The following is a 12,131-nucleotide window of genomic DNA, read 5'->3' as shown; positions in this document are numbered from 1 at the left end:
TTCAACGGAGAGAAAAATGACACACAGTGTAGAGAAGATCGGCGGCACGTCGATGACCAATTATGAAGCGGTTAGAGACAATATCGTGCTTGCCGGTGGTGAAGATGGCAATGTTTATGGCCGTATATTTGTTGTCTCCGCCTACGGTGGCGTAACCGATTTACTATTGGAAAATAAGCGCAATAGCCACCCTGGTGTTTACGCCCTGTTTGCCGACGATGGCGCAGAAACACTTTGGCGTGATGCCCTGAGCAAAGTGGGTAACACCCTTAAAGAAATTAATGCCGGCTTGTTTCCAGATGTTGAACAGTTGGCAGAGGCAAACAAATATATAGAAGGCCGCTTATTTGAGGCAGAGCGCTGCATGGATAATTTGCACCGCCTTTGTCAGCACGGACATTTTGGTTTGGAAGATCACTTGCTAACAGTGCGTGAAATGTTAGCGAGTATCGGTGAAGCCCATAGCGCATGGAATACCGCGAAGCTGCTTAGTCGCGATGGCGTTAATGCTCGCTATGTAGATTTGTCGGGCTGGCGTGCTGAAGAGGCACTGCCATTAGATGATCATATAAGTGAAGCATTGGCCGGCATTGATTTGTCAACAACACTACCTATTGTGACGGGCTACGCCCACTGCAAAGAAGGTTTAATGGCCAGTTTTGATCGCGGGTATAGCGAAATGACCTTTAGCCGTATGGCGGTGATTAGCGGTGCGCGTGAGGCAGTAATTCATAAGGAATACCATTTAAGCAGTGCGGATCCGCGTTTAGTCGGCGCCGATAAAGTGGTGCCGATCGGCCGCACTAATTATGACGTCGCTGACCAGCTGGCGAATTTGGGAATGGAGGCAATTCATCCTCGCGCTGCAAAAGGTTTACGCCAACAGAATATTGCACTGCGGGTAAAAAATACCTTTGAACCTAATCACGCGGGAACCTTAATTGACTGTGATTATCGGAGCGAAAAGCCCTGTGTCGAAATTATTGCCGGCCGTAAGCAGGTCTATGCCCTAGAGGTATTTGATCAAGACATGGTTGGTGCTCTCTGGCAGTACGAACAAAAAATACTGGCGGCAATCGAGCGTTTTAAAGGCACGGTGATTACCAAAGATATCAATGCAAACACCATTACGAATTATCTTGGGGTGAATTTAAAAACCGTTAAGCGAATTGTAAGTGCTGTAAAAGAGCTGTTTCCTAGTGCGGAAGTCAGCACGCGCAAGGTTGCGATTATTTCTGCAATCGGCAGTGATATGCAGGTGCCTGGTATGTTGGCGAAAACCGTTTCGGCTTTAGCTTCGGCGAATATCAGCGTATTGGCAATGCACCAATCTATGCGTCAGGTAGATATGCAGTTTGTGGTGAATGAAGACGATTATGAAATGGGCGTAGCGAGCTTGCACCGTTGTCTTGTTGAAGTACATGACCACGGCGACGCAATATGCGCAGCATAATAAAAAAACTGGTTTATGTGGTGGGTGTTTTTTTTCCGCTGATGCTTTCAGCGGCGCCCGCCGCTAGCGCAAATGACGAGGCGGTAGATGCGGCGATTAATGAATTAAGTGAGCCGCTCTACTCGCCTTTTATTGAACGCTATATGTTGGATGAGATTCGCAATTTGCGAATTGATATGGAGCGTGCTCATCGCGAAATGGCAGCAGAAGTTGTCGATCGAGAGCTCAGCGCTGCTGACAAGGCCGTGTCATATGCTACTAGTACCGTTACCTACTTCTTCTATTTAATTGCCGCGGTGAGTTCTGCACTGGTGTTAATCGGCTGGAATTCGATTCGTGATATTAAAGATAAGGTGCACAAAGTCGCCAATGAACAAGTGGCAGAGTTGGTAGAGGAATATGAAAAACGCCTGCGAACAATTGAAAAACAATTAAAACAAGAAACCGCGCATATAGAATCTAATCGCGAAGAAATTACCCTCACTCAGGAAATACATTCCCTTTGGTTGCGAGCCAGTCAGGAATCTAGCCCTGCGGGGAAAATAGCAATCTACGATCAAATACTCTCCCTGCGCAAAGATGATATTGAAGCCATAACCTATAAGGCAGATGCGGCCTTAGATCAGAATGAACCCCAGTGGGCAATAAACCTCTGCCATCAGGCTTTGGTATTAGATGATGCAAATGCCCATGCGTTTTATCAGCTAGCCTGTGCGCATACCTGCCAAGGTAATTTAGATGATGCCGCACGCTATTTTACCCACGCTGTGGCCCAGTCTGAATCTTATCGAGAAGAGCTGCACCGAGATCCGGCTTTGTCAGAGCTGCGAGAGCATCCTTTATTAATTGAGCTACTCGCTCCGGTGCCGACAAACGCATAGGTATTCATTTAAGCCAACACACCTGCAAACATCACGGAATTAGATATGATAACAGCCTGGAGTTTTGCCGCCTTTCTCAGTGTATTTGTGCTTATCGGCCTGTCGTCGCTATTTTTTAATACCCATCAAAGTAAAGATTATTATTTGGCCAGCAATACCATAAAGCCCTGGTTGGTGGGTTTGTCGGCGGTGGCGACGAATAATAGTGGCTATATGTTTATCGGCGTTATTGGCTATACCTATACAGTAGGTCTGTCGGCGTTCTGGGTAATGGTAGGTTGGATTTTTGGTGATTATATTGCCTCTCACTTCGTTCATCGAAAATTGCGGGCGGCGACGGAAAAAACCGGCGAAGTAAGTTACCTCGGCGTATTGGCGAATTGGAATGGCAGTGTACTCCCTGGCTATCAGCGACTTGCCGCACTAATTTGCTTATTACTTCTTACCGCATACGCGGCAGCGCAATTATTAGCGGGCAGCAAGGCTCTACATGTATTGTTTGACTGGCCAACATGGGCCGGCGCAGTCTGTGGTGCCGTGCTAGTCGCGGCCTATTGTTTGGCTGGTGGTATTCGCGCATCTATCTGGACTGACGCAGCTCAGTCGGTTGTGATGATTAGCGCTATGGGCATCCTTATGTGGGTGGCGATTGCGAATCTTGGTGGTGTGTCTGCAACGCTAACTGCCCTGCAAGACGTGCCAAATTATATGGACTGGTTCCCAGAAGACCTCGCCTTTCCCGGCGTACCCGGCGCATTCCTGTTTGCTCTAGGTTGGTTGTTCGCCGGCTTATCCGTTGTTGGTCAGCCCCATGTGATGGTGCGCTTTATGACCTTGAGCAGCGGCGACGATATGAATCGCGCCCGAGTGTGGTACTACCTGTGGTTCACCGCATTTTATTTAATGGCGACAACGGTTGGTCTATTGTCGCGTTTGTATTTACCTGAGGTCGGTAGTTTTGACGCCGAATTGGCATTGCCGACGATGGCGCAAACCCTATTGCCTCCCGTACTTGTCGGTTTAATCTTGGCTGGTATTTTTGCCGCCACACTTTCCACGGCAGATTCCCTAATTCTGAGTTCCTCGGCTGCATTCACCCACGACCTCATGCCCAATAATATTGAGCGCCCGTTCTTGATTAAGGCCTCCACCTTGGGTATATGCATCTTGGCCTTGGGCTGGGCCTTGCTTAGTGCGCAAAGCGTATTTGCGATGGTGGTGATGGCGTGGTCTGGGCTAGCTAGCGCCTTTGTTCCGATGTTAGTTGTGCTCATTTTTGGCGGCCGTCCAAGTCAGGGTGTTGCCATTACAATGAGCTGTGTGGGTATAACAACGGCTTTAGCGTGGCGATACTTTGATCTGCACAATATGGTTTACGAGGGTCTACCAGGTATTCTCGCCGGAATATTGGTGTATTTCTTGGCTAAGTTATTTGTGAAGAATAATGGCGCTAGTGCTGTTACTTAGCATTAAATATATTCGCAAAGCTAGGTTATCGTCCGTGCTCACATTACTTGCGTAGATTTGTCATTGTATTAAGGCAATAGTAGTCGCCTAGTTTGTGGAATATTTTTCCTTTTCAGTAAGGCCGCATTAGCTTCGGCAGGCCCCTCCTTCCCTGCTTCATTTTCATATTATCAGCCTGACTGCGACAAATAGTCGCATTCTCGCCGTGGGGCGATACGGTTAAACTGTTAGTAATTTCGGAGGAGTTATAAATGAATTTGCTTACAAAACTCGGTGTAATCGTTGCCACCTCTTGCTCTCTTATCGCCTGTGGTGGCTCTTCTGGTGGCGGCAGCAAGGACGCGACGACGGGTGAGCTCACTAGTGAGCTTAGTATTCCATTTATTGCCCGCGCCTATGACACCGAAATAAGCTGCGGTGCCCAGCTAAGTGGCTTGGGTAGTGACGCTGCCTCGGGGACCATTCGTGGCTTTGCCTTATATATTCACGATGTTGTGCTGATTAACAGCGACGGCACAGAGCTACCTCTAAGCTTGGACGACAACGACTGGCAAAATAGCGGAGTCGCATTGCTGGACTACCAAGACAAGCTAGACAACTGTGAGAGCGATACTGCGAAGCCGACTAATAATATGCTTGTAGGCAGTGTTCAGGGTGACCTTGTTAATGTAGATCGCATTCGTTTTACAGTGGGCGTGCCTAGTGAGCTAAACCATGAAGATATTACTGCAGCCGCATCGCCCTTAAATCGTACTGACATGCATTGGTCATGGCAGTCGGGCTATAAACATCTACGCATGGATGTTAGTCCTGATGGCGGTGTGATGAAGCCAGATAACACAACAGCAACTACGTGGAATATTCATTTAGGAAGTACGGCTTGTGTTGGTAGTCCGCAAACTGGCGAAACCTTAAGTTGTGGCGCAAATAACCGCCCCACGATTGAATTAGATATTAGTGACATCGCGAATCAACAGCTCGTCATTGATTACGGAAAATTAGTAGAGAACAGCGCCTTAATGACTGACCAAGGTGGCGCACCTGGTTGCATGTCTGGTCCAACAGATTTGGATTGCATCGAAGTATTTGATGCTTTGGGTATGGGGCTTGGCGAAAACAGTGATCCAACAGAGGGTCAAACGGTGTTCAGTGTTGAGTCGCTTTAGAGCATAGTATGAAACGAAACGTTGTTTTGGCCGCATATGCGGCCTTTGTTGTGTTAGCACTGTCGGCCTGTGGCGGTGGTAGTGAAACCCGTTATCAAACGGGTGAGAGTTCTGTTACTCGTGAATTCAATTGGAATATCCCTGAACACGTTCCCTTGCCAATTGTTCCTAGTGACAACCCGGTCGACGAAGCGATGTTTCAGCTCGGTCGTCACTTATTTTACGATTTGCGCCTGTCTGGTAATGGCAGTCAATCCTGTGCATCGTGCCATCATCAAAGTATGGCATTTGCCGAATCATTAGAGCGCTCAATTGGTTCCACTGGTGAGCTCCATCCACGCAATGCTCAAAGCTTGGTAAATGTGGCGTTTAACACTACGTATACTTGGGCTAATCCGGCGTTAGTAACATTAGAACAGCAAATCCTAGTACCATTGTTTGGAGAATTTCCGGTTGAACAAGGTATTACCGAAGATAATAAAGATGCAGTGTTAGCAGCAATAGGTGCCGATGCCAAGTATCAACAGCTCATTGCCGAGGCCGGTATAGACGCTCTGAACTTCAATACGATTGTTAAAGCACTCGCTACATTTGTGCGCGGCATAAATTCTTTTAGCAGCGATACCGACCGTTACGAAAATGGCGAGGCAAATGTACTCTCCAGCGCTGCACTCAAAGGGCGAGAATTATTTTTTAGTGAAGGCCTCGAATGCTTTCACTGCCACGGTGGTTATAACTTCACTAATGCCACTGCCGATAGCAGTCAGCTATTTGTCGACACCCCATTTCACAATACGGGTCTATACAATATTGACGGCCAAGGTGCCTACCCAGAAATAAGCCAGGGCATTATTGAAATTACTGGCAAGGCCAGTGACATGGGGCGTTTTAAAGCACCGAGCCTGCGCAATGTTGCACTTACCGCACCTTATATGCACGACGGTAGCATTGCCACGCTTGAGGAGGTAATCCGTACCTACGCTGCCGGTGGTCGCAATATCAGTAATGGTGTGAATGCGGGCGACGGTCGCGCCAATCCATTTAGAGATGGCTTTGTGTCTGGCTTTGATATAAGTGAAGACGATATTCAGAACCTCATTGCCTTTCTGGAAAGTCTGACCGATTTTGAACTCATTAATAATCCCCGCTTTGCTAATCCTTGGGAAAATTAAGCAATGAAGAATACGCTGCTGTTTATTGCTGTTTTGGCCATAAGCCAAGCGGCGATTAGCCATGAAATATCGAGTGATGAGGCGCCGCTGATTGAGACGGGCTTGTCAGTCTATTTGTCTTATAGCTACCGCGACAAAGCTTATGCAGATCCAGATACAGACTGGCAAATTCCGGGCGCTTTAATGGGCGGCGAAGCCCTGCCTATTGAGGATGATGTCGCCTTGGATGACGCGACCGCCGATTATCGTTATGCCTTTAGTGCCGACAACGGAATTCAACTTAGCGCGGAAGCACACGGTGCTCACGGAGAAACAGAATTTAAATTCGCCCATTACTGGTATATGCATCAGTGGCGATTTGACGACAAAAAGCTCCGGCTAGAGGCGGGAAAGATGTTCGCCGCATTTTCGCCACATGCAAATTGGCACGCTAGCCAAGATGCATACAGTGAAGCGAGTTTAAGCGGCGATATTTTTTGGGGGCGCAGCATAGTTGATACCGGCATTCGTGGCAGCGTTCAATACGAGGCCTGGCAATACGGTGCTGAGTTTTGGCAAGGCCACAGTTGGCTTGCTGACAATGGTCACGCTGTTGATATTTTCGCGCGCTACAGTGGTATATACCGCAAGGCTAAATTTACTGTGGGCGCTTGGCTGCTAAGTGCTGAGACAGAAAAGCGTCGGGACACTCGCTATTTTGGCGGCCACAGTCATGGCAATGTTGTCGTTACTAGCAATGATGCATATTTTTCCGGAGATGTACTAGCTAGTGGTATTGATGCTCAAATGGACATCGCCACAGCTTGGAATGGCATCTTGCGTATCGACCTCAGTCTTAGCCAGTTAGAGAATGATGGCATAGTGGTAGAGTCGCAACGCCAAGCAGCATTGGACAGCAAATATCAGTCTGTGCAGCTCGGGGCTGCATGGCGACGAGGCCGTCATGAGGTAGCTGCGCGCTATGAGTATTTGTCTTTAGATAATAGTCTGAGCGGCTCTGCGGCAATATTAGTGGGACGCGGTACGAGCCTAGATAACCCTGAGGGCGTTGATCCCGAGCGAGCGACACTCAGTTATCGCTTTCATTACAATCCCAATCTTAGTTTACGTAGCGAATGGGTGGATGAAACGGTTGCAAATGTAAGTCAGCAGCGTTGGGTTGCGGGTTTTGTTTTGCGAGGTTTTTTTGAGTAGCCCAAATTAATAAAATGTAAAAGCTAAGAAATTTGTGTAGGCTAAAAATTCAAATCTCTGCTTGAGTTTGGCCCTATGAAAAAATGGATTTTCATTGCCCTTATCCTTGCGGGGCTTTTTCAACTTTATCAAAACAATCCCCAGTTTGCTGAGCAGCCCCAGGCATTTTTATTGGCCAGCGACGAAGAAGCCTCTGCACAAGATCGATTAGCGGAGGCCTTTCAGCGTCAACTTAGTGATATTCAGGTGGGGGGCAGCGGCCGCGTGATCAAAATTTTGGCGGATGACACCAAAGGCAGTCGTCACCAAAAATTCATTCTTAAACTCGCCTCCGGTCAAACGCTATTGGTTGCTCACAATATCGATCTAGCGCCGCGCCTCGACGGTTTGCGCCTAGGCGATAGCGTCACATTCTACGGCGAATACGAGTGGAATAAGCACGGTGGCGTTTTACATTGGACGCACCACGACCCCGCCGGAAGGCATATTGGTGGTTGGTTAGAACTTCGCGGTAGGCGCTATCAGTAGAGTTTAGCCTTCTAGCACATTCCAAAGTCCCAGCGCGCTAATTAATAGCAGTGCTATCCCCATTACTCTAAAGAACATCGGCGTTTCAGCTTTTAGCATGCGCTCGTGGAAGCGCAGGCCAATAAAGTGACCGATGGCGGCACAGGGTAATAACCAAAGGTGATGAATGAGTTGCAAGCTCACACCGGCGTAAATAAATGCCGCAAGTTTGATGCTGACCAAAATAAACCACAGGGCAAACAAGGTGTCGCGCAGACGTTCGCGGGCAACGTGTTGTGCCGCGACGGCAATAATCAATGGTGCGCCAATAAGCGAGGTACCGCTGATATAGCCGCCGGCCATTAAAAAGAGGGCATCGATAAATTTGCTATTACTTTTAAAAGGTTTGTTGGCAATGTAAGTAATGGCGTAAACCGATACCACCACAAAAATAATAATACTGAGAATATTGGCCGGCATCGTGATCAAGCCAAAAACCCCCAGTAGTTTTGGCACAATCATGATCGCAAGCATATATCGAAGATAGCGCCAGTCGACGGTGCTTTTATGGGTGCGTTGGGCAGCGGTAGATTTGCGGTTGTTAAGTAGCAGCGTAATCGACGAGAAAAATAATAATTGCACTGAAATTAAAGGCAAAAACACCAAGGGCTGATTATGAACCAGTAGCAAAAACGGTAATGACAATACGGCGCCGCCAAAGCCCAATCCAGAGCGAACAAAGCCGCTCCAAATGAAAATTAAACCAATCAGTAAATACTGATAATAGTGAAGCTCAGACATTGGAATCCAAAAAGTTGGGGTGATCTACAGCAAATGCGAAGAAACTAAATTGTAAGGCGCAGCGCCGTGTATTGGTAGCGCCGGCTTAAATGGGAGCAATATTTATTTTCTGATTCCCGCCGTCGCCTATAGCTAATACCAAGAAAGGGCGTACTCTGGAGTAGCCACCGCTACCGCGGTGGTATCTCAAAGATCTATTCGCTTTATTGGCGATGGCCTATCCAAACGTCGTCGCCCCACTGAATGGAGTTCAGAAAATGAGTAAAGAACAAAAGAGCAATAAAGAAACCAAGAAAAAGCCGCTGTTAACACAGAAAGAAAAGAAATTGGCGAAGAAGGATAAAATGAACACGAGCAAAAACTCGCCTTTCTCCTGATACGAAGTGAAGCCGTGGGTGCTATAGCACCTGCGGTACGACATTCTGTTGTGTATCTCCGGCATACTATTTTGTTCAACACATTGTTGATGAGTTACCATTAAATAAGCTTATATATAAACCAATATTGCTATAATTTGGTATTTATGGTGTTATATTTAAACCATTAATAAGTGTGTGTTTTACAATGGATAATATTGGCCCATACGCATTACCCACTGATGCTTCAGTCCGCTTAATCAATGCCGTGCGTGATAATCGAATTGCCTACGGTTGGTCTATACGCGAATTATCACGGCGTACAGGTGTTTCTGAGAGTACGCTAAAGCGATTTGAGCGCACGGGCATTCTGACCTCAGACAAACTACTCGTTATATTGAGTACTTTGCGTTTAATGGGGCCCGTTGTGGCTGCACTTGAATCCCGCGAACATTGGTCTTTAGAGCAACACGAACGATATAACCGCAAGGCTTGGCGTGATGCGTAAGTTGACGGAAATAGATGTTCACCTAAATCTTCTTGGTGAGGCGACACCGCTGTGCCGCTTGAGTCTGTCACCTGACGGGAAATTAGCTTGGCGCTATAGTACCGAAATTCTTGATAGTGGCCTTGAGGTTTCGCCGCTTACGGCGCCGTTAAATCGTGATACCCATGTCATTGATATTCGAACACGGCTTGGTTTACAGGGATTACCTGGATTTATCGCCGATGCGCTTCCTGACCGATGGGGAATGCGAGTAATGGAAGTTGCCTTGGCCGAGGCTGGTCTGCTTGACCCGTCGGTGTGTGATCGACTTGCATGGCAGAGTGATCGTGCAATTGGCGCATTAGAATTTCAGCCTAGCTCGGACTATATCAATGAAGAAACTAGCTGGAGTTTACGTCAATTACAAAGCAGCGCACGTAATGTCGCGGCGGGTAATTCTGAGGTTCTATCGCAAGCATATAAACATGCGGCCGGTAGCGCAGGTGGGGCTTATCCGAAATTCTCACTGGCAATAAATGATGACGGCGCACTGACAAGTACCGATACATTAAGTGAGGGATACCGCCCAGTCATCATAAAAGTACCGGTGGAAAGTGACTTACAGAACCGCGTTGAAATTAGCTATGCGCGTATGGCGGAACACACAGGTATCGCGGTGCCACTCTGTGAGTTGCTAGAAGACGAGGAGCGCGGTTGGTTTGTAATTGACCGATTTGATAGAACAGCGACGAATTACGCATACAAATTACATCAGTGTACGCTTGCCGGTTTGCTAGATATGGATATTGCTGAGCAGGCGATTTCCGCTGAAATGGCTTTGGCAGCTTGCCGGCATTTGACACAGGAACAAAGCGACGTCGTCGAACTATATCGACGCATATTATTTAATTATTTAGCTCATAATTGTGACGATCATGGTAAGAACTTTTCCTTCTTGATGGACGGCGCAGGGCATTGGCGACTGTCGCCGTGGTATGACGGCGCCTATTGTAAGGTGAATGGTGGCCATGCCATGCGTCTAGGACGGCTTCGTGTTCCCACCAGCCGTAATCGTTATCTTGAGTTGGCCCGCCATGCAGGTATTCGTAAAACAGACGCTGAATTAATACTAGAAGAAATTATGGCCACGCTAAATGACTGGCCGAAATATGCTGAGCAATTTGGCGTTTCAGAATTAAATATTTCTGAAATTAATCAAGTGTTACAAGCTAATTGCCGCAGTGCACAAACCTAGTTTTTCTGTGTGAGTAGGCGCTAAGAAATAATATAAGATGTTTCCGCGTAGAGCTGCCTTCCATAAAGGGCTGGGTTAGTATTGGCAAAAATCCAAAACAGCAGAGATGTGAGCTTGGCGAAGGCTACGGCGCAGGTACACCAACAAATTGAGGCGCTATATCGGTGCGAGTCGCGCCGTGTATTCGCGACCTTGCTGCGTCTGCTTGGCGATTTTCAATTGGCTGACGAGGCCTTGCAAGATGCCTTTACCGCTGCACTAAAGCAGTGGCCTCTTGACGGCGTGCCGGCAAATCCTCGGGCATGGCTAGTATCTACGGGGCGATTTAAAGCCATAGACGGATTGAGGCGTCAGTCGCGGTTTGTGCAGGGTATTGACGAGCTTGCCGATCAGCTTGAGGTAGATACCCCCGATTTCGTCGCCTACGCGGATGAAGATATCGAGGATGACCGTCTGCGGCTTATCTTTACCTGTTGCCACCCCGCTCTTGCTGAAGAAAGCCGCGTCGCGCTGACTCTGCGCGAAATCTGCGGCTTGAGTACGGAGGAAATCGCCAGCGCCTTTCTCAGCCGGCCCACCACCATCGCGCAGCGCATTGTGCGGGCCAAAGCAAAAATTCGCGATGCACGCATCCCTTATCAAATACCCAGTGCGGCGGAATTACCGGAGCGTATTAATGCGGTATTGCAGGTGCTTTACCTGATGTTCAACGAGGGTTATTCCGCGTCCTCGGGGGCCAATATTACGCGAGCAGATGTTTCCGCTGAGGCGATTCGCCTGGCGGAATTATTGTTAAATTTGAATCGAGACAGCAGTGCAGACACCGAAATAGCCGGACTGCTGGCCTTAATGTTGTTACAGGAATCTCGCCGTGCCGCTCGTACCGACGCACAGGATGAATTGGTGTTGATGGCGGATCAGGATCGTCGTCTTTGGAATAGCGAGTATATCGATAAGGGCGTGGCTCTAGTGCGCCGGGCTCTCAAAGATGGCCGTTTCGGCCCCTACTCTATTCAAGCGGCCATAGCTGCAATTCACGCCGAATCGACGTCGGCAGAAACCACCGACTGGCATGAAATTGTGGGCCTGTACGATGTTCTACTCAGGCTAAATACCAGTCCAGTTATTGCCTTAAACCGCGCAGTAGCGCTTGGAATGCGCGACGGCCCAGCAGTGGGGGCAAGCGCAGTTGATGAAATTTATGAAGCAGGTGACTTGGCAGATTACCATCTTTTACACGCCGCGCGGGCCGACTTTAAACGTCAGCTAGGGCAGTATCAGCCGGCCTTTGCGGCCTACAAAGAGGCGCTTGGCTATGCCCGGCAAATGCCAGAAATTCGCTTTTTAGAAAAGCGCATTGCCGAGATGCAGGCGAAATTAACAAAATAATAT

Annotated in this window: 11 protein-coding genes; 10 read left to right on the top strand and 1 reads right to left on the bottom strand. The window is 48.1% G+C overall.

Going from position 1 to position 12,131, the window contains the following annotated elements:
- The first annotated feature begins 16 nt into the window (after positions 1–16).
- From C0068_RS13335 to C0068_RS13305, 7 genes are all read left to right on the top strand, one after another.
- Complete coding sequence (locus C0068_RS13335; protein WP_103684972.1) at positions 17–1,453, top strand: aspartate kinase; 1,437 nt, start codon at positions 17–19, stop codon at positions 1,451–1,453.
- On the top strand, positions 1,441–2,334 hold the full coding sequence (locus C0068_RS13330; protein WP_199176176.1) for a TPR end-of-group domain-containing protein: 894 nt from the start codon (positions 1,441–1,443) through the stop codon (positions 2,332–2,334). The genes C0068_RS13335 and C0068_RS13330 overlap by 13 nt, the downstream gene beginning before the upstream one ends.
- Positions 2,335–2,379: 45 nt before the next feature.
- Positions 2,380–3,801, top strand: a complete 1,422-nt coding sequence (locus C0068_RS13325; RefSeq protein WP_103684971.1) for a sodium/proline symporter — start codon at positions 2,380–2,382, stop codon at positions 3,799–3,801.
- Positions 3,802–4,052: 251 nt separating this feature from the next.
- Positions 4,053–4,967, top strand: a complete 915-nt coding sequence (locus C0068_RS13320) for an MbnP family copper-binding protein (protein WP_103684970.1) — start codon at positions 4,053–4,055, stop codon at positions 4,965–4,967.
- An 8-nt stretch (positions 4,968–4,975) separates the two neighbouring features.
- Complete coding sequence (locus C0068_RS13315; protein ID WP_103684969.1) at positions 4,976–6,139, top strand: methanobactin export MATE transporter MbnM; 1,164 nt, start codon at positions 4,976–4,978, stop codon at positions 6,137–6,139.
- 3 nt (positions 6,140–6,142) lie between these two features.
- A complete protein-coding gene (locus C0068_RS13310; protein WP_103684968.1) occupies positions 6,143–7,333 on the top strand; it encodes a hypothetical protein in 1,191 nt (396 codons plus the stop codon).
- 75 nt (positions 7,334–7,408) lie between these two features.
- Positions 7,409–7,861: a DUF3465 domain-containing protein gene (locus tag C0068_RS13305; RefSeq protein WP_103684967.1), complete on the top strand. Its 453-nt coding sequence runs from the start codon at positions 7,409–7,411 to the stop codon at positions 7,859–7,861.
- A gap of 3 nt (positions 7,862–7,864) precedes the next feature.
- On the opposite strand, the gene C0068_RS13300 is transcribed toward C0068_RS13305, so the two are convergent.
- On the bottom strand, positions 7,865–8,641 hold the full coding sequence (locus C0068_RS13300) for a sulfite exporter TauE/SafE family protein (protein WP_103684966.1): 777 nt from the start codon (positions 8,639–8,641) through the stop codon (positions 7,865–7,867).
- A gap of 564 nt (positions 8,642–9,205) precedes the next feature.
- Between C0068_RS13300 and C0068_RS13295 the strand changes: the two genes are divergently transcribed.
- The 3 genes from C0068_RS13295 (at position 9,206) to C0068_RS13285 (ending at position 12,128) form a co-directional block, all read left to right on the top strand.
- Positions 9,206–9,505, top strand: coding sequence for a helix-turn-helix domain-containing protein (locus C0068_RS13295; protein WP_103684965.1), 300 nt, complete (start codon positions 9,206–9,208; stop codon positions 9,503–9,505).
- The gene (locus C0068_RS13290; protein ID WP_103684964.1) at positions 9,498–10,739 is read left to right on the top strand and encodes a type II toxin-antitoxin system HipA family toxin; all 1,242 of its coding nucleotides are present in this window, start codon (positions 9,498–9,500) and stop codon (positions 10,737–10,739) included. The genes C0068_RS13295 and C0068_RS13290 overlap by 8 nt, the downstream gene beginning before the upstream one ends.
- An 81-nt stretch (positions 10,740–10,820) precedes the next feature.
- On the top strand, positions 10,821–12,128 hold the full coding sequence (locus tag C0068_RS13285; protein WP_233208820.1) for an RNA polymerase sigma factor: 1,308 nt from the start codon (positions 10,821–10,823) through the stop codon (positions 12,126–12,128).
- The last annotated feature ends 3 nt before the right edge of the window (positions 12,129–12,131 follow it).

The sequence above is a fragment of the Zhongshania marina genome (genome assembly GCF_002915595.1).
In the GTDB taxonomy this organism is placed as follows: Bacteria; Pseudomonadota; Gammaproteobacteria; order Pseudomonadales; family Spongiibacteraceae; genus Spongiibacter; species Spongiibacter marinus_B.
This window is presented reverse-complemented; position numbering and strand designations above follow the sequence as displayed.

Bases quoted from the DNA above. Each gene is read 5' to 3' on its own strand.
- C0068_RS13335 (WP_103684972.1), top strand. From the start codon at position 17: ATGACACACAGTGTAGAGAAGATCGGCGGCACGTCGATGACCAATTAT.
- C0068_RS13330 (WP_199176176.1), top strand. From the start codon at position 1,441: ATGCGCAGCATAATAAAAAAACTGGTTTATGTGGTGGGTGTTTTTTTT.
- C0068_RS13325 (WP_103684971.1), top strand. From the start codon at position 2,380: ATGATAACAGCCTGGAGTTTTGCCGCCTTTCTCAGTGTATTTGTGCTT.
- C0068_RS13320 (WP_103684970.1), top strand. From the start codon at position 4,053: ATGAATTTGCTTACAAAACTCGGTGTAATCGTTGCCACCTCTTGCTCT.
- C0068_RS13315 (WP_103684969.1), top strand. From the start codon at position 4,976: ATGAAACGAAACGTTGTTTTGGCCGCATATGCGGCCTTTGTTGTGTTA.
- C0068_RS13310 (WP_103684968.1), top strand. From the start codon at position 6,143: ATGAAGAATACGCTGCTGTTTATTGCTGTTTTGGCCATAAGCCAAGCG.
- C0068_RS13305 (WP_103684967.1), top strand. From the start codon at position 7,409: ATGAAAAAATGGATTTTCATTGCCCTTATCCTTGCGGGGCTTTTTCAA.
- C0068_RS13300 (WP_103684966.1), bottom strand. From the start codon at position 8,641: ATGTCTGAGCTTCACTATTATCAGTATTTACTGATTGGTTTAATTTTC.
- C0068_RS13295 (WP_103684965.1), top strand. From the start codon at position 9,206: ATGGATAATATTGGCCCATACGCATTACCCACTGATGCTTCAGTCCGC.
- C0068_RS13290 (WP_103684964.1), top strand. From the start codon at position 9,498: ATGCGTAAGTTGACGGAAATAGATGTTCACCTAAATCTTCTTGGTGAG.